Origin of the sequence: Streptomyces tatrensis (assembly GCF_049310065.1) — a bacterium.
Taxonomy (GTDB): domain Bacteria; phylum Actinomycetota; class Actinomycetes; order Streptomycetales; family Streptomycetaceae; genus Streptomyces.
In genome coordinates this window covers 2,894,887-2,911,522 of sequence record NZ_JBMDLB010000011.1, presented here as the reverse complement: position 1 = coordinate 2,911,522, position 16,636 = coordinate 2,894,887, and the positions used below count along the sequence as shown (strand labels likewise).

General features: G+C 71.5%; 17 protein-coding genes. 11 read left to right on the top strand and 6 right to left on the bottom strand.

The window, feature by feature from the left end:
- Nucleotides 1-29: 29 nt before the first annotated feature.
- A complete protein-coding gene (locus ACODT5_RS29005) occupies nt 30-1,127 on the top strand; it encodes a serine hydrolase domain-containing protein (RefSeq protein ID WP_422522128.1) in 1,098 nt (365 codons plus the stop codon).
- Between the two features lie 13 nt (nt 1,128-1,140).
- Here ACODT5_RS29005 and ACODT5_RS29000 read toward each other — a convergent pair whose 3' ends face one another.
- Nucleotides 1,141-1,551, bottom strand: a complete 411-nt coding sequence (locus ACODT5_RS29000; RefSeq protein WP_422522127.1) for an ArsC/Spx/MgsR family protein — start codon at nt 1,549-1,551, stop codon at nt 1,141-1,143.
- A gap of 106 nt (nt 1,552-1,657) precedes the next feature.
- Here ACODT5_RS29000 and ACODT5_RS28995 point away from each other — a divergent pair, with 106 nt between their 5' ends.
- Nucleotides 1,658-1,921 carry a hypothetical protein gene (locus ACODT5_RS28995; RefSeq protein ID WP_243329786.1) on the top strand — a complete coding sequence of 88 codons (264 nt, stop codon included), beginning with the start codon at nt 1,658-1,660 and terminating at the stop codon, nt 1,919-1,921.
- A gap of 15 nt (nt 1,922-1,936) precedes the next feature.
- Here ACODT5_RS28995 and ACODT5_RS28990 read toward each other — a convergent pair whose 3' ends face one another.
- The gene (locus ACODT5_RS28990; protein ID WP_422522126.1) at nt 1,937-2,722 is read right to left on the bottom strand and encodes a polysaccharide deacetylase family protein; all 786 of its coding nucleotides are present in this window, start codon (nt 2,720-2,722) and stop codon (nt 1,937-1,939) included.
- A gap of 111 nt (nt 2,723-2,833) precedes the next feature.
- On the bottom strand, nt 2,834-3,964 hold the full coding sequence (locus ACODT5_RS28985) for a PP2C family protein-serine/threonine phosphatase (RefSeq protein ID WP_422522125.1): 1,131 nt from the start codon (nt 3,962-3,964) through the stop codon (nt 2,834-2,836).
- A 76-nt stretch (nt 3,965-4,040) separates the two neighbouring features.
- Here ACODT5_RS28985 and ACODT5_RS28980 point away from each other — a divergent pair, with 76 nt between their 5' ends.
- The 3 genes from ACODT5_RS28980 (at nt 4,041) to ACODT5_RS28970 (ending at nt 7,203) form a co-directional block, all read left to right on the top strand.
- Entirely contained in the window at nt 4,041-4,748 is a 708-nt protein-coding gene (locus tag ACODT5_RS28980) for a VIT1/CCC1 transporter family protein (RefSeq protein WP_422522124.1), read from the top strand.
- Nucleotides 4,749-4,849: 101 nt separating this feature from the next.
- Nucleotides 4,850-5,743 carry a TIGR01777 family oxidoreductase gene (locus ACODT5_RS28975; RefSeq protein WP_422522123.1) on the top strand — a complete coding sequence of 298 codons (894 nt, stop codon included), beginning with the start codon at nt 4,850-4,852 and terminating at the stop codon, nt 5,741-5,743.
- Between the two features lie 209 nt (nt 5,744-5,952).
- The gene (locus tag ACODT5_RS28970; protein WP_422522122.1) at nt 5,953-7,203 is read left to right on the top strand and encodes an FAD-dependent oxidoreductase; all 1,251 of its coding nucleotides are present in this window, start codon (nt 5,953-5,955) and stop codon (nt 7,201-7,203) included.
- Nucleotides 7,204-7,455: 252 nt separating this feature from the next.
- Here ACODT5_RS28970 and ACODT5_RS28965 read toward each other — a convergent pair whose 3' ends face one another.
- The gene (locus ACODT5_RS28965; protein WP_422522121.1) at nt 7,456-8,985 is read right to left on the bottom strand and encodes an NsdA family TPR-like regulatory protein; all 1,530 of its coding nucleotides are present in this window, start codon (nt 8,983-8,985) and stop codon (nt 7,456-7,458) included.
- Nucleotides 8,986-9,088: 103 nt separating this feature from the next.
- On the bottom strand, nt 9,089-10,501 hold the full coding sequence (gene iscB, locus ACODT5_RS28960) for an RNA-guided endonuclease IscB (RefSeq protein WP_422522120.1): 1,413 nt from the start codon (nt 10,499-10,501) through the stop codon (nt 9,089-9,091).
- Between the two features lie 410 nt (nt 10,502-10,911).
- On the opposite strand from iscB, the gene ACODT5_RS28955 reads away from it, so the two are divergent.
- From ACODT5_RS28955 to ACODT5_RS28935, 5 genes are all read left to right on the top strand, one after another.
- Nucleotides 10,912-11,253 (top strand): hypothetical protein, encoded by a 342-nt coding sequence (locus tag ACODT5_RS28955; RefSeq protein WP_422522119.1) that lies wholly within the window; start codon nt 10,912-10,914, stop codon nt 11,251-11,253.
- Nucleotides 11,254-11,341: 88 nt separating this feature from the next.
- A complete protein-coding gene (gene lipB / locus ACODT5_RS28950) occupies nt 11,342-12,139 on the top strand; it encodes a lipoyl(octanoyl) transferase LipB (protein WP_422522118.1) in 798 nt (265 codons plus the stop codon).
- A gap of 119 nt (nt 12,140-12,258) precedes the next feature.
- A complete protein-coding gene (gene lipA, locus ACODT5_RS28945; RefSeq protein ID WP_267758544.1) occupies nt 12,259-13,206 on the top strand; it encodes a lipoyl synthase in 948 nt (315 codons plus the stop codon).
- A 286-nt stretch (nt 13,207-13,492) separates the two neighbouring features.
- On the top strand, nt 13,493-13,690 hold the full coding sequence (locus ACODT5_RS28940; RefSeq protein WP_250743563.1) for an SCO2195 family GlnR-regulated protein: 198 nt from the start codon (nt 13,493-13,495) through the stop codon (nt 13,688-13,690).
- A gap of 10 nt (nt 13,691-13,700) precedes the next feature.
- Entirely contained in the window at nt 13,701-14,399 is a 699-nt protein-coding gene (locus tag ACODT5_RS28935) for a DUF4191 domain-containing protein (RefSeq protein WP_250743562.1), read from the top strand.
- Nucleotides 14,400-14,501: 102 nt separating this feature from the next.
- On the opposite strand, the gene ACODT5_RS28930 is transcribed toward ACODT5_RS28935, so the two are convergent.
- The gene (locus ACODT5_RS28930; protein ID WP_422522117.1) at nt 14,502-14,969 is read right to left on the bottom strand and encodes an RDD family protein; all 468 of its coding nucleotides are present in this window, start codon (nt 14,967-14,969) and stop codon (nt 14,502-14,504) included.
- 186 nt (nt 14,970-15,155) lie between these two features.
- On the opposite strand from ACODT5_RS28930, the gene glnA reads away from it, so the two are divergent.
- On the top strand, nt 15,156-16,565 hold the full coding sequence (gene glnA / locus ACODT5_RS28925) for a type I glutamate--ammonia ligase (protein WP_422522116.1): 1,410 nt from the start codon (nt 15,156-15,158) through the stop codon (nt 16,563-16,565).
- Nucleotides 16,566-16,636: the final 71 nt, after the last annotated feature.

Genomic DNA, 16,636 nt, shown 5'->3' with positions numbered 1-16,636 from the left:
AGTCGAGTCGCCTTCTCCAGGAGCCACCGATGAACGCACGCCGCCCCCGCACCGCCCGCCGGATCGCCGCCACCGGCATCGCCCTGGCGGTGTTCACCGTGGGTGTGGGCGCCCCGGCCGCACTGGCTGCGCCCGGAGGGTCCGCGGGCTCCGCCGCGACCGCGGCCCGCGCCCGGTCGGCGGCCACCCACGAGCCCGCCGAGCTGCGGGCCTTGCTGGCCTCCCTGCCCGACGGGCTCTCCACGGGGGCCCTGGTGCGGCTGTCCGGCGAGGGGCTGCGCACGCCGTGGACCGGGACGGGCGGGCCGGTCGCCGCCGACGCGGAAGTTCCGATCGGCAGCGTCACCAAGCTGTTCACGAACACCCTGGTGCTGCGGCTCGTCGCGGAGCGCCGGATCGAGATCGACGCGCCGGTGCGCCGCTACCTGCCCGACCTGATACCCGGGGCCTACGCCGAAGTCACCGTCCGGCAGCTCATGGACCACACCGCCGACCTGCCGAAGGCCGCCGGCGATTCCGCCGACCCGCGCACCCTCGTGCTCGAGACGTTCGCGAAGGACGCGGCCGGCGGCTCCGGCCGCACACCCGCCCCGGGCACGGTCCAGCAGTACAACGGGATGAACACCTTCGTCGCCGGCCTGCTCGTGGAGCGGATAACCGGCCGGACCTACGCGGAGGAACTGCAGCGCCGCATCCTGCGCCCCCTGGGGCTGCGGCAGACCCGGATGTCTACGGATCCCCGGACGGCCAGGTTCTGGGCGGAGGGCGGTCTGGTCTCCACCGCGGCCGATCTGGACCGCTTCATGGCCGCACTGCTGGGCGGCAGGCTGCTGCCGCCCGCGCAGCAGCGGCACCTGTACGAGGTCCCGGACGTGCCCAACGCCGCGGAGAACAAGTGCGTTTCGCCGAAGGCCTGCTTCAGCGCGGCCGGCTTGATGCGGTACGAGACGGCCGGCACCACGGTCTGGGGCAAGACGGGCTCCGGCCCGGGCTGGTCGACCGGAGCGTTCGCCACCGAGCACGCCGGCCGCCGGCTCGTCTTCGCCTCCAACCCGGTGCCCGGTACGAGCGGGACGCAGCAGGTGGGGCGCGTCGTGCAGTTCGTAGACGCGGGCTTCGCCGGCTAGGCCGTCTCGCGCCTCAGGTGCGGGGGCCGGAGGTGCGGGAGAGGGCTTCGCGGACGGCCTCCTCCGAGCGGGCCACCACCGCCGTGCCGTCCTCGGCCGTGATGATCGGGCGCTGGATCAGCTTCGGGTGCGCCGCCAGGAGGCTGATCCAGGCCCCGCGGGCGGCTTCGGTCTCCTCGCGCGGCAGGTCCCTCCCCCAGACTCCGTCCGGGGGGACCCCCGGACCGGTCTCCCTGGCCAGGGGGTCCGAGGTGCGGGTGATGTCCCAGGGCTCCAGACCCAGCCGGCCCAGGACCTCGCGGATCTCGGCCTCGGAGGGGACGTCCTCCAGGTAGCGGCGGACGGTGTACTCGGCGCCCTCGGCGTCCAGCAGGGTCAGTGCGCTACGGCACTTCGAGCAGGCGGGATTGATCCAGATCTCCATGCCCGAAAGCGTAGCGAGGTGCCGTCTGGCCAGGTCCTTTGTCAGTGGTCACCGGTAAAATTCAAGGAGAAGGACAGGACGCCAACTTGCCTTTGGGAGGCTGTAGATGGCCACTGCCATGACCCTGCACACCATCGGGCCCGTCAAGAAGAAGCCGCTGCCGGCGGGGCTGCCCCGCGAGTGGTACGAGAGCCACAACCGCCGGCTGAAGGCGATGCGGCTGGCGATATCACTGCTCGACTCGGGCACGTATGACGCTCAGCGCGCCACCAACCGCAAGATCCGCACGATGGCCGTCCGGACGGGCATCCGCCGGCCGTCGAACGTGACCTGCAAGCTGGTCCGTTCCTTCATCCGCGACGCCGGGTAGGCGGGCCGGCAGGTCTCAGCCCGCCTCGGGGACCTTCGGGAAGCTGAAGCCGTAGCCCTGCTCCTTGAGCCACGGCAGCAGCTTTTCGAGGGCCTCGACGGACTGGGAGCGGTCGCCGCCCCCGTCGTGCATGAGGATCGTCGGCCCTTTGGTCTTCAACTGGTCCTGCACGGTGCTGACGATGGTGTCCGTGCCGCGCCGGTTGAAGTCGCCGGGGTCGACGTTCCAGCCGAGGTTGGCCATGCCGTTGCGGGCGGCGATCTCCCGGCTCTCGGGGGTGAAGGCGCCGCCGGGGGCGCGGTAGTACCAGATGCGGGCGGAGCCGCTCGCCTCGTCGATCATCCGCTTCGCGTCCATGATCTCCTTCTCCTGGTACGCGACGTCCTTCTTGTTCATGGCCGTGTCGTGGCTGACCGCGTGGTTGCACAGGCGGTGGCCGGCCGAGGTGATCTCCTTCACCAGGTCCGGGTGCTTCTTCGCGTTCGGCCCGGTCAGACAGAAGGTGGCCTTCGCGCCGTGGGCCGCGAGGAGTTCGAGCGCCTTCGGGGTCCACCTCGGGTCCGGGCCGTCGTCGAGGGTGAGGTTGACGACCTTGCCCCCGTCCTCGGCAGCGCGCACCAGGGCCGAGCCCACCTGGAGCGGGGCGGGGGCCTCGATCTGCTGGTTCTGCGCCGAATCCGGTTCCGCCACCGCCTCTTCCCCGGCCAGGCCGAACACGATCGCGCCGGTGACCAGGGCGACGGCTCCGGCCGCCGCGATGATCGCCGTGATCCGCTGGTTGTGTTTGTACGGTGCGCGCATCGAAGGGGCCTCGGATTCCGTGCTCGGGGGGCTGGAAGGCCCGAGCAAAACACGGAAATTGACCCAAATGGGCGCTTGTCATCGTTTGGTCATGTGATCAGTACGGCGCGGTCACCGTGTGCCGGAGGCCCTGCCCGAGGCCGCGCCCGGCGCCCCCTCCGGCTCCGGGTACGGGGACAGCACCAGCAGGGCCACGTCGTCGCGCGGCCCGCCCCCGCTGAAGGACCTGAGGTCCCGCCACACCGCCGGGGCCAGCCCCGCCGGATCCGTCGCCAGTACGGGCACGCGTGCGGCCAGCGGGTAGAAGTTGCCCGCCGCGTCGCGGGCCTCCGTCACCCCGTCCGTGTACATCACCAGCCGGTCCCCGGGGAGGACCCGGAGCTCGGCCGGCGCCGCCGGGGTGGGGCCGGCCAGTCCCAGGCCCAGCGGAGGCCCCGGGTCCACGTCGACTTCCGAGACCGTGAAACCCCGTAGCAGCAGGGGCGGGGGGTGACCGCACGACACGATCCGTACGAGGTCCAGCCCGGGCGGGAACTCCAGCAGCACAGCCGTCGCGAAGAGCTCCGCGTGCTCCACCGACTCGGCCGCCGAGTCCGCCAGCAGCCGCCGGTCCAGCCGGGCCGCCACCGTCGTGAGCTCCGCGTCGTCCAGGACCCCCTCCCGGAAGGCGCCGAGCAGCGAGGCCACGGTGCCGACGGCGGCCAGGCCGTGGCCCTGGACGTCGCCGATCAGCGCGCGCACGCCGTAGGGGCCGGCCCGTACGTCGTACAGGTCGCCGCCGACCAGGGTGCCGTGCTGGGCCGCCCGGTAGAGGCCCGCGCAGCCGATGGTGCCGACCCGTTCGGGGACGGGCGGCAGGACCGCGAGCTGCGCCGCCTCCGCGACGGTGCGCACGCTCACCAGCTGGGCGTCCCGGCGTTTTCGGACCCAGGCGACCACGATGCTGAGCAGCCCGATCACCGCGACGGTCCCGAGGTCGGAGCCCTGGGCGTGGGCGATCCCGAGCGAGGGCAGGCCGATGAGGAGCAGCACGACCGCGGCGAAGACGGCCGTCCCGGCGGCCCCGTAGGCGAAGGCGGCCACCGGGGGGAGCCCGGCCAGGAAGTAGCCCAGCTCCACGTCGCCCGGGGTGATGCGCTGCACGAACACCAGCACCACGAGGGCCACCGCGGGCGCGAGGCGGGCCCAGCGCGGCGGCGGCGCCCCGCGCAGCCAGCCCGGCTCCTCGCGTCGGCGTCTCACCCCTCCACCCTGATCCCGGCGCGGAAGGCGCGCACGCCGGGTGGCTCCGTAGGGCTGGGGCCGCGACAGTGGGGGCGTGACGGAAGCGGATGGGGCGGCGGAGCAGAGCGCGGCGATCAGTACCCGGCTGAACTGGCTGCGCGCGGGGGTGCTCGGAGCGAACGACGGGATCATCTCCACGGCGGGCCTGGTCGTCGGCGTCGCCGGGGCCACGACCTCGCGGACGGCGATCCTGGCGGCGGGCGTTGCCGGGCTGCTGGCGGGCGCGCTGTCGATGGCGGCGGGGGAGTACGTGTCGGTCAGCTCCCAGCGGGACTCGGAGAAGGCGGCGCTGGACGTGGAGCGGCGCGAGCTGGAGGAGTCGCCGCAGGAGGAGCTGGAGGAACTGACGGGGCTGCTGGTCGGCAGGGGGCTGAGCGAGTCGGTCGCCCGGGAGGCGGCGGAGCAGCTGACCGAGCGGGACGCGCTGCGGGCGCACGCGCGGGTGGAGCTGGGGATCAACCCCGACGAACTGGCCAACCCCTGGCACGCGGCGGCGGCGAGCCTGGTGGCGTTCACGGTCGGGGCGCTGCTGCCGTTGCTGGCGATCGTCCTGCCGGACGCCTCGGAGCGGGTCCCTGTGACCGTGATCGCGGTCCTGCTGTCCCTGACCCTGTGCGGGGTGCTCGGCGCACGGCTGGGCGGGGCACCTCCCGGCCGGGCGATCCTGCGCAACGTCGCAGGCGGCGCCCTCGCCATGGCGGTGACCTACGCGGTCGGCACCTGGCTGGGCACGGCCACCTGAGGGGCCCGCTGCCGGAGCCCGGCGTGCACCCGGTGCCGCGCCGGAGCCCGCGCTGCGGCCGGGCAGCCCCGCGGCCGCGGGCCCGCTGCCAAGATGGGGGCATGCGTATCGCAGTCACCGGTGCCACCGGGCTCATCGGCAGCGCCCTCGGGCGGTCACTGAAGGCCGACGGACACGAGCTCGTCCGCTTCGTGCGGCGGGAGCCGGCCGGGCCCGGCGAGGCACGGTGGGACCCCGCGCGCGGGTACGTGGACCCGGCCGGGCTCGCCGGCTGCCAAGCCGTCGTGCACCTCGCCGGGGCCGGCGTCGGGGACCACCGCTGGACGGCCGCCTACAAGCGGGAGATCCGCGACAGCCGGGTCAAGGGCACGGCCGCCATCGCCTCGGCCGTCGCCGCCATGGACGAGCCGCCCGCGACGCTCGTCTGCGGTTCCGCCGTCGGGTACTACGGAGACACCGGAGACCGCGCCGTCGACGAGGACTCCCCGGCCGGCGAGGGGTTCCTCCCGGAGATCTGCGTGCAGTGGGAGGCCGCCGCCGCGCCCGCCCGGGAGGCCGGGATCCGGACCGTGCACGCCCGTACCGGACTGGTCGTCGCCGCCGAGGGCGGGGCCTGGGGGAAGCTGTTCCCGATCTTCAAGGCCGGCATCGGCGGCCGCCTCGGCAACGGCCGCCAGTACTGGTCGTACATCTCGATGCACGACGAGATCGCCGCCCTGCGCCACATCATCGACACCCCGGCCCTGTCCGGGCCGGTGAACCTCACCGCCCCCGAGCCCCTGACCAACCGCGAGGTCACCGCCGCGATGGGCCGGGTCCTGCACCGCCCGGCGGTGTTCGCCGTGCCCGCGCCGGTCATGCGCGTGGTGCTCGGGGAGTTCGCCCAGGACGTGCTGGGCAGTCAGCGGGCGCGCCCCGCCCGGCTGCTGGAGTCCGGGTTCGTCTTCCGGTACCCGGGGATCGAGGAATCGATCAGGGCCGCCCTGGAGGCCTGAAACGCCCCGGGACCGGGGCCGGAAAGCCCCGGCGCTCCAGGGGGGAGCGCCCCGGCGCACGCGTGCGACCATCCGTGAGCCGAATGCGACCGCCGTGCGACCGGAGTTGACCGCATTGCCCGCGATAGCACACCCAACTCGGGTTCCGCTGGAGCTGGTTGGGGGAAGGAGGTTCCCCACACAGCCGGGCCGACCTCGGGGAGGGGCACGTGCTCAACAGCGCACACGCACACCATGCGGACGTGGTCATCGTAGGAGCCGGAGTCTCCGGACTCGCGGCAGCGCACCACCTGATCGCGGCCGGAGTCACGGTCATCGTCCTGGAGGGCGCCGACGATCCCGGCGGCCGGATGGCCACGGAGACCGTGGACGGCTTCCGGCTCGACCGGATCGGCCAGCTCCTGAACACCGCCTACACCGAACCGGCCCGCACCCCGGGCCTGGAAGGCCTGGTCCTCAAGCCCTTCGCGCCAGGCGCCCTCGTCCACAGCGAGGGCCGCACGTTGCGGGCCGGCGCCCTCACCCCGGCCCGCGCCCTGACCAGCGGCTCCCTCGACCAGGCCCGGATCGGCGCGGCGCTCGCCCGCCTCGCCGCGCTGCCCGAGGAACGCCTCCTGGCCCGCCCCGAGCGCACCGCGCACGCCGCACTGAGCTCCAGGAGCCTCGGTACGACGCTGCGCCCGCTCCTCGCCGCGCTCCTGCGCGACCCCGCACTCGGCACCTCCAGCCGCGTCGCCGACCTGGCCCTGCGCACCTTCGCGCGCGGCCGCCTCGCCGTACCCGAGGGCGGCGCCGCCACCCTGCCCGGACTCCTCGCCGCCGCGCTGCCGCCCGGCACCGTACGCACCGGGGTCCGGGTCCGCTCCCTCGCCACCAACCTGGTCACCACCGAGGGGCACGGCGACTTCAGCTGTCGCTCCGCCCTCCTGGCCACCGGCGCCCGGGCCGCCGCCGAACTGCTCCCGGGCCTGCGCGTGCCCGCCTTCCACCAGGTGACCGTGATGCACCACGCCACCAGCACCCCGCTCGCCTGGGACGGCTCCCTGCTCCTGGACGGGGACCCGGACTGGCCCGTCGCCCACACCGCGGTGATGAGCGCGGTCGACCCGACGCGCGCGCCCGCCGGCCGCAGCCTGGTCACCACGACCGTGCTCGGCCCGCCGCCGCCCACCCGGACGGTCGCCTCGCGACTGGCCCGGCTCTACGAGACCGCGACCCGGGACTGGGAGCTGCTCGCCGTCCACCACACCCCCGAGGCGGTCCCCGCCATGCCGCCGCCGCAGGACAACCGGCGCACCGTCCGGGTCCTGGCCGGCCTGTACGTGTGCGGCGACCACCGGGACACCAACACCGTCGAAGGAGCCCTCCGCTCAGCCCGCCGCGCCGCGGCCGCCGCCCTGCGCGACTTCGGCATCCCCGTCCCCTCCACCCCGAAGGCCGCCCTCCCAATGGCAGCCTGAGCCGACCACCCACCTGAGGCTGCACGGCCCTGCGGGCAACCACCCCCTTCGGGGCTGGCCGGCCCGCAGGGCCAAACCGGCCCTGTCCAGGGACGGCCCGCAGACAGAGTCAGCCGGCCCGCAGGGCAAAATCAGCCCCGCCGGCGTTTGAGGCGCGGGGTCCGGGGCGGAGCCCCGGGAGCGGACCCGCAGGGGCACCACGGCGGTGTGCCCCCGGGCCCGGGGGCACACCCCCCCGGCCGGCCCGCAGGGTCAGGACAAGGCGGCCACCCGGTCCCGGTACCCCCGCACCGCCGACGCGTCCCGGTACGGCTCGAGCCGCCGCTCGAAGTCCCGTACGTACTCCACCGCCCGCACCGACCGCATCTCCATCGCCTGCTGCGCAGCCTCCGCACCCAGCGCACACGCCTGGTCCAGCTCGCCCAGCCCCAGCCGCGCCGTGGCCAGCACCACCCGGCAGAACAGCCGCGAGCGCGCGTACGAGGGCGCCCGCAGCTGCAGGGACCGCTCCGCGTGCTGCGCCGAGGCCCGGTACTGCTGGAGGTCCCGGTGGCAGTGCCCGAACTCGTCCGCGAGCTGCGCCTCGTCGTAGTCCCGCGCCCAGTGCGGCACGTCGTCCCCCGGCCGGGCCGCTCCCAGCGCCCGCTCGGCCCGCACCAGCGAGGCCGTCGACGCCCTGACCTCCCCGAGCACCGCGTGCCCGCGCGCCTCCGCCGAGTGCAGCAGCGCCTGCACCACCGGCGGCGGCCCGGAGCCCACGCCCTGCTGGGCCACCCGGGCCAGCTGCACCGCCTCCCGGCCGTGGCCGAGGTAGACCGCCTGCCGGCTCATCGTGATCAGCACGTACGCCCCGTACGGCCGGTCCCCGGCGGCCTGGGCCAGCCGCAGCGCCTGGACGAAGTACCGCTGGGCGAGCCCGTGCGCGGCGATGTCGTACGAGGTCCAGCCCGCGAGCCGGGTCAGATCGGCGGCGGCGGCGAACAGCCGGCGCCCGGTGGTCTCCCCGTAGGTGCCGCGCAGCATCGGCTCGGCCTCGTGCTCCAGGTACCGCACCAGGGCCTGGCGGGCGTGGCCGCCCCCGTAGGCGTGGTCCAGGGTGCGGAACAGCTCGCCCACGGATCTGAGCGCCGCGATGTCGCCGCCCGTCACCCGCTGCCCGGGACCGCGGTCGATCTGCCGCTGCCGGGGCACCGAGGCCCGGCCGGGCAGGGGCCGGCCCTGATCGAGACGGCCCTGATCGAGCCGGCTCGGGTCCAGGCGGCTCGCGTCCAGACGGCTCTGGTCGGGGCGGCTCTGTTCGGGAACCCGGGAGGCGGCCGGCTCCGCGCCCCGGCCGACCCGCTCGTCGGCGCGCCCGATCAGCCAGTCGCGGCTGGGCACCACCAGACCGGCCGGGGTGAAGGCGATCTTGCGCAGCTCGGCGTGCGAACCGGAGTCCTTGCGCCAGAGCCCGCTCGCGATGTCGACGGCCTCCTCGGGGGTGGCCGCGAACTCCAGCCCCGCGTACACCGGGGCGCACGCGTCCAGGCCCAGGTCCTGGGCGGACAGCCGCCGCCCCAGGCGCCGCGTGAACACCTCCGCGATCAGCGCCGGGGTGGTGCCGCGCGGCTGCTGCCCGCGCAGCCAGCGGGTCACGGAGGTCTTGTCGTACCGCAGATCGAGACCGTGCTCCAGACCGAGCTGGTCGACACGGCGGGCGAGCCCGGCGTTGGAGAACCCGGCCTCGGCGATCAGTGCCGAGAGCTGCCGGTTGGGGACACGCTGGGCAGGTCGTTCCGTCATCGGATTTCTTTCGTGGAAACCCCTGCTTGAGCTGGGGGAGGGAGCGAATCCTTGGGGGCAGAGGTGCGGAGCGCCGGAGGTCTCTTCGGTTTGTCGATGACGGTCATGTGGGGCCGGTGGGTCCTTCGGGCCGGGCGGTGTAGGCGTATCCGTCGCCTCGTTGGATGAGGCGGAAGTGTTTGTGTCCGATGCCCTGGATGAGGCCGTGGGCGGTTTTGACGTTGAAGCGGCCGGTTGCGCGGACGGCGATCCGGCCGATGTGGGTGCCGGCCTTCTTGCCGGTGGGGACGACGGCGCGGGCCAAGTCGCCGGTCTGGTAGCCGAAGAACGTCTTCTGCCTGGGCAGACGCAGGCGGGGGAAGCCGTGCTTGTCGGGGCAAGTACGGGCGTAGGTGCCGCGCCCGGTCGCGGTGACCGTGAGGACACGGGCCGGCGTACGCGTGATGGTGTCGAGGAGACCGACACAGAGGGCGTCGAGGGTGTGGCTCTTAGGGGTGCCGGTCCGATGTCGGTTCCATTTCGTGCGGCCGCCTGAAGAGGCGTGCACCTTCGGGAATGCGGCGCCGAGGGCGTGCCACAGGGCCCAGCGGGTGGCGTTGACGGCTGCCGCATCGCGGAGCGGGGCTTTGGCCTGGGCGAGGATCCGGGCCAATAGGCGCGGGGACTTCCTGAGGAAGTCTCCGACCGGCTGGTTGGACTTCTTCTCGTTGCAGGGGATGCAGGCGGTGCACAGGTTGGAGATGCGGTCGCTGCCGCCGCGCGAGCGGGGGTGGATGTGGTCGATGTTGAGGGGGACGCCTGTGGTGCCGCAGTAGGCGCAGGCCCTGTCCCATTTGGCGAGGAGGTACTCGCGGACTTCCGTGCCGTGCAAGGTGCCGTGCTGGTACTCGGCCCCCTCCAGCGGTCCGCCGTGGGACATGACATGGGTGTCGAATGCGACCCGCTCCACATGAACTTCGCGGACGGGTGCCCAGCGTGCGAGCCGGGTTGCCCACGACATGGTCGTGTCCACGCGGTGACGCAATGATGGCGCGAGCCAGTGCTTGGGGCGAGTGCGGTTGGAGAAGCGGGGCGCGCGGTGGCGCAGATTGCGGGTTCGCCTACCGCGCCGATAGGCGGCGCGAGCCGTGAGCTTGTCCCGGATGGCGCTGCCTCGGTGGGCGAGTTCGATCGCGTACAGGCCGCGGCGCTCACCGTCCTTCGCGGTGAAGACTGCGATGCCGGTGTGTTTGGAGCCGGGGTCGATCCCGAGTTCCACGCCGTCCACCTGTGACTGGTCTGCGGTGCGGTCTTTCAGCCGGATGACGAACGGGGTGTGCCGGGCCACGACGGCGCGGCCCTGCTTGAGGAGCTTGCGGGCTCTGGCGGGTGTGGTCGGTTGCAGTGGTAAGCCGTGCTTGTCCAGGACGAACACGACGGGGTGGCCTTCACGGGCCTTCTCCCCAACCTCGCGGTTGGGGGTGACGCCGTCGATGCCAGGTGAAGCATCGGCGGTCTCCCCTCGCACATGTTCCACGCCGGGTACCGCACGAGTGCGGTGTTCGAGTCCCGTTTCGTCCCCGATCCGGGGGGTGTCTGCTGACTCGAATTCCAGAGCAGCCCGCTGAGGAAGCACGGACTGGTGGGTCTTCTCACCTGCGTGGAACGTAGCCAACTTCGTTCACCTCCACCTATGTGGTCTTGGCTGGTGCTGGTAACGGCGGCCCTCAACCACGCGGGTTGAAAGCCCCCTCCCTCAGGAGGGGGATCCTGTTACGTCAGGAGACCGTGGATTGGTAATAGACCGGAGCCGGCCCTGTGAACGGCGTGAATGTAGCGGCGAACCTCGCCCGTACCGCCCTCTCTGTCCCACATTCATCCGATCGTGTGCAGAACCGGTGGGTCTCTTTACGGACCGACCCCCTCCATCCGCGTACGCTGCGCCCCATGACCCGCCGGCCCACCGGGGAGCCTCCCCCCGGCAGCTGCGAGCGCCCCGGAGGCGACGGCAGCCACGCAGAGTCCACGGCCCCGCCGCTCGTACCCGACCTGGTCGCGCCCGAGCTCACCGAGGCGGAGTGCCGGCGCTGCGGGACCTACATCGCGGGTCTCGACGGGCGCTACGCGTGCGGGGTCTGCGGCTGGGTGAACGACCACACCGAAGGGCACCGCCGGCTGCCCCGGGCGGACGAGGACCCGGACCGGCCGCCGAAGGGCCGCAGACGGCCGAAACAGCTGCCCGGCCCCCCGGATCCGGGGCTCTGGGCGGTGTCCGGGACGGGTGCCTGACAGGGCGCGCCGGGGCCGCCGTACCCTTGCTTGGTGCGATAGGTGCACACAGCAAGTTCGTCGGCAGGTTCAACGAGGAGGCGCCGCGGTGGCTGAGCTTGGGTTTGTCCGCATGGGCTTCGGCCCGGAGGCCGTCGAGTACACGGTGGCCTGGGAAGAGCAGCGCCGGGTGCACGCGGCACGCTTCGCGGACGAGATCGAGGACACCTGCCTGCTGCTGGAGCACCAGCCGGTCTACACCGCCGGCCGGCGCACCGCCGACAACGAGCGCCCGCTCGACGGCACGCCCGTCGTGGACGTGGACCGCGGCGGCAAGATCACCTGGCACGGCCCGGGCCAGCTGGTCGGCTACCCGATCATGAAGCTGCCCCGCCCCGTGGACGTGGTCGCCCACGTCCGCCGGCTGGAGGACGCGCTGATCCGCACGGCCGCCGAGTTCGGCCTGGAGACCACCCGCGTCGAGGGGCGCAGCGGGGTCTGGGTGCTCGGCGACCCGGTGGAGGAGCGCCCGAAGATCGGCGGCCTCTCGCTGGACTTCGACCCGAGGCTGCACGACGAGGAGTTCGACCCCCGGCTGAACGGCCCCGAGTACGCCCCGTCCAACGCCGGCCAGCGCCGCGAGGACCGCAAGCTCGCCGCCATCGGCATCCGCGTCGCCAAGGGCGTCACGATGCACGGCTTCGCGATCAACGTGAACCCCGACAACACCTGGTTCGACCGGATCGTCCCCTGCGGGATCCGCGACGCCGGTGTGACCTCGCTCTCCTACGAGCTGGGTCGCGAGATCACCATCGCCGAGGTGCTTCCGGTGATCGAACGGCACCTGAAGGACGTACTGGAGCAGGCGGAGCCGAAGCCGCGGGAGATAGAGCCCGCCGCGGGCTGATCCCGGGGGGACCCCGGGGAATGGGTCGGACCGCCCGCAGGTTGGCCGAGTGAAGAACGTATGAAATTACGGGCGTACCCTGGTGGGCGCCGAAGAATCGAAGTCACAGGGAGCCGGTCGTGTCCGCAGTCGCACCCGACGGACGCAAGATGCTGCGCCTAGAGGTCCGTAACGCCCAGACGCCCATCGAGCGCAAGCCCGAGTGGATCAAGACGCGGGCGAAGATGGGCCCCGAGTACACCAAGATGCAGGCCCTGGTGAAGGGCGAAGGACTGCACACGGTGTGCCAGGAAGCCGGCTGTCCGAACATCTACGAATGCTGGGAGGACCGCGAGGCCACCTTCCTCATCGGTGGCGACCAGTGCACCCGGCGCTGTGACTTCTGCCAGATCGACACGGGCAAGCCCGAGGCGCTGGACCGCGACGAGCCCCGCCGCGTCGGCGAGTCCGTCGTCACCATGGACCTGAACTACGCCACCATCACGGGCGTCGCGCGCGACGACCTGGCGGACGGCGGCGCCTGGCTCTACGCGGAGACCGTGCGCCAGATCCACCAGCAGACGGCGGGCCGCGAGAGCGGCCAGACCAAGGTCGAGCTGCTCGCCCCGGACTTCAACGCGGTCCCGGAGCTGCTGGAGGAGGTCTTCGCCTCCCGCCCCGAGGTCTTCGCGCACAACATCGAGACGGTGCCCCGCATCTTCAAGCGGATCCGCCCCGGCTTCCGCTACGAGCGCTCGATGGACGTCATCACCCGGGCGCGCGCCTACGGCCTCATCACCAAGTCCAACCTGATCCTGGGCATGGGCGAGGAGCGCGAGGAGGTCAGCCAGGCGCTGAAGGACCTCCACGAGGCGGGCTGCGAGCTCATCACCATCACGCAGTACCTGCGGCCCTCGCCGCGCCACCACCCCGTCGAGCGCTGGGTGAAGCCGGCCGAGTTCGTGGAGCTGGCGCAGGAGGCCGAGGAGATCGGTTTCTCCGGAGTCATGTCCGGTCCGCTGGTCCGGTCCTCGTACCGCGCCGGCCGCCTCTACCAGCAGGCGATGGAGAAGCGCGCGACCGTCTGATCGTCACGCGCGCCTGAGGCGTGCGAGGTGCGCGAGACGCGTGGTGCGGGTGGTATGTGAACTCGCGCACAAAGTCTTACTTGTGGGTAACACCGCATCGATGCGGCCCCTAGGCTCTTTCTCGAGAGGTTCTTCCCCGAGAAGGGCTCTGGTGGGCCGCATCAAGGTTTCATCACTGTTTGACCAGTCGGTCACGCACTGGTAACACCAGACGGTGACGATTGTTCGACGCACCGCACACACGCTTGGCACCCCCCGACGTGAGCTCCGTGAAAGGGTCGACACCATGCAGGCCGCGCCCGTACGCGCCATCGCCATCCCGTCCTTCACCGACGCCGTCCGCGGCCTGGAGTCACTGCTCATGAGCGGCGCCCGCCGGAACGCCTGGACGGCCGTCCTCGAAGACCGCCGCAGGGCCAAGGACCGGGTCGAAACCGAGCACGTACTCGAGGCCGCGGCGACCCGCACCGAGAAGGCCACGTAAACTTCGCTGCATGGCGAGGAAGTCAAACGCAGAGACTGCTGCGAACCCCGGGCGACTGAAGCAGATCGCCCTGACGTACAAGATGACGCGCAAGGCCGACCCGAAGGTCGGTCTGATCGTCGCGGGCGTGGGAATCGTCACCTTTGGTGTCTTTCTTGCGATCGGCTTCCTGATCGACCACCCGGTCTACCTGGGCATCCTGGGCTTCCTGGTGGCGTTCCTGGCGATGGCGATCATCTTCGGACGGCGAGCCGAGACGGCCGCCTTCGGACAGATGGAGGGACAGCCGGGCGCGGCCGCGGCCGTACTGGACAACGTGGGCAGGGGCTGGACCACCACCCCCGCCGTCGCGATGAGCAAGCAGCAGGACATCGTGCACCGTGCCGTGGGCAAGGCCGGCGTGGTCCTGATCGCCGAGGGCAACCCGAACCGGGTGAAGCCGATGCTCGCGAACGAGAAGAAGAAGCTGGCCCGGATCATGCCCGACATTCCGGTCCACGACTTCATCGTGGGCAAGGGCGAGGGCGAGGTGCCGCTCAAGAAGGTCCGTACGACCCTGATGAAGCTGCCCCGTGTGCTCTCCGGGCCCCAGATCACCCAGGTCAACGACAAACTGCGGGCCATGGGCGACTTGCTGAGCAACATGCCGATCCCGAAGGGCCCGATGCCCAAGGGGATGCGCATGCCGCGCGGCGGAAAGATGCGCTGATCCGCTTTTCGTATACGACACAGAGGGGCGCCCCGGGCCGATGGCCCGGGGCGCCCCTCTGTGTTGCGTCTCTGTCGTGCGTCTGTCTTGCGATCCTTCGTCTCAGATCCTGACCTGTACGGCGCGGCTGAGGCGGTCGTGCAGTCCGCGGCCGTCGCGGTCCCAGACGAGGGCCGGGATCAGCAGGGCGAGCAGTGCGGTGCGCACCACCACGCGGCCGAATCCGAGCCGTCCGCCGTCCTGCGAAACGACCCGGAGGCCCAGGATCCGCTTCCCGGGGGTAAAGCCCACGGTGCCGACCGTCAGGACCACCAGGGCGACGAAGACGGCCAGCGTCCAGTTCCCCGAGCCGTTCCAGTCACGGCCCGTGATCAGGCCGTACGCGATGAGCTGGCAGCTCAGCCAGTCGATGGCCACGGCGCCGAGCCGGCGGCCGAAACGGGCCACCGAGCCGGGCCCCTGCTGCGGCAGGCCGAGCTGTTTGCCGGGGTACCCGAAGTCGGCACCCATCCCCTCGGCGGCCTCGCGGGGGCCGGAGAGCCAGGATCCGATTGCTTGCCTCTTGTCCACGCGAACACGGTACCTGTGCGGCTCGACGCCGTTCCGGCGGGACCCTGGTTAACTTGTGCGAAACAAATGGGTCATGCTTGAGAAACCCCGTCTGCTTATGGTCGGGTCAGCGTGCGGCACCGCACTGACGCACCACTAGCTATAAAAGCCCGCCCCTGCCCCGGGGTCGGGAGTAGGAGGAGTTGGATGTTCAAGAACGCCGACGAAGTGACGCAGTACATCCAGGACAACGACGTCAAGTTCGTTGACGTCCGCTTCTGCGACCTGCCTGGTGTGATGCAGCACTTCACCATCCCGGGGCGCGCGTTCGACCCGAACGAGGAGCTGGCCTTCGACGGCTCCTCGATCCGCGGCTTCCAGGCGATCCACGAGTCCGACATGGCGCTGCGCGCCGACATCACCACCGCGCGCCTGGACCCGTTCCGCAAGGACAAGACGCTCAACATCAACTTCTTCATCCACGACCCGATCACGGGCGAGGCCTACAGCCGCGACCCGCGCAACGTCGCGAAGAAGGCCGAGGCGTACCTCGCCTCCACCGGCATCGCCGACACCGCGTTCTTCGGCCCCGAGGCCGAGTTCTACGTGTTCGACAGCGTGCGCTTCGCGACCTCCGCGAACGAGGGCTTCTACCACATCGACTCCGAGGCCGGTGCCTGGAACACGGGCTCCGAGGAGAACAACCGTGGTTACAAGGTCCGCTACAAGGGTGGTTACTTCCCCGTAGCCCCGGTCGACCACTTCGCCGACCTGCGCGCCGAGATCTCCCTCGAGCTGGACGCCCAGGGCCTCCAGGTCGAGCGTCAGCACCACGAGGTCGGCACCGGTGGCCAGGCCGAGATCAACTACAAGTTCAACACGCTGCTCGCCGCGGCCGACGACCTGATGCTCTTCAAGTACGTCGTGAAGAACGTCGCCTGGCGCAACGGCAAGACCGCGACCTTCATGCCGAAGCCGATCTTCGGTGACAACGGCTCGGGCATGCACGTGCACCAGTCGCTGTGGGCGAACGGCGACCCGCTGTTCTACGACGAGTCCGGCTACGCGGGTCTGTCGGACATGGCCCGCTACTACATCGGCGGCATCCTCAAGCACGCCCCGTCGCTGCTGGCGTTCACCAACCCGACGGTGAACTCCTACCACCGCCTGGTCCCGGGCTTCGAGGCGCCGGTCAACATGGTGTACTCGCAGCGCAATCGCTCGGCCGCCATGCGCATCCCGATCACGGGCTCGAACCCGAAGGCCAAGCGCGTCGAGTTCCGCGCCCCGGACCCGTCCTCGAACCCGTACCTGGCGTTCGCGGCCCTCCTGCTGGCCGGCCTCGACGGCATCAAGAACAAGATCGAGCCGATGGAGCCGATCGACAAGGACCTCTACGAGCTCTCCCCGGACGAGCACGCGAGCGTCCCGCAGGTCCCGACCAGCCTCGAGGACGTCCTCAAGGCCCTGGAAGCGGACCACGAGTACCTCCTGGCCGGCGGTGTCTTCACCCCCGACCTGATCGAGACCTGGATCGACTACAAGCGCACCCACGAGATCGCCCCGATCGCGCTGCGCCCGCACCCGCACGAGTTCGAGCTCTACTTCGACCTCTAGAACCAGATGCGCCTGACCTGCAAGTTTTCAACGACTTGTGGGTCGGGGCCCACAGCGGGCCCACTGTACTG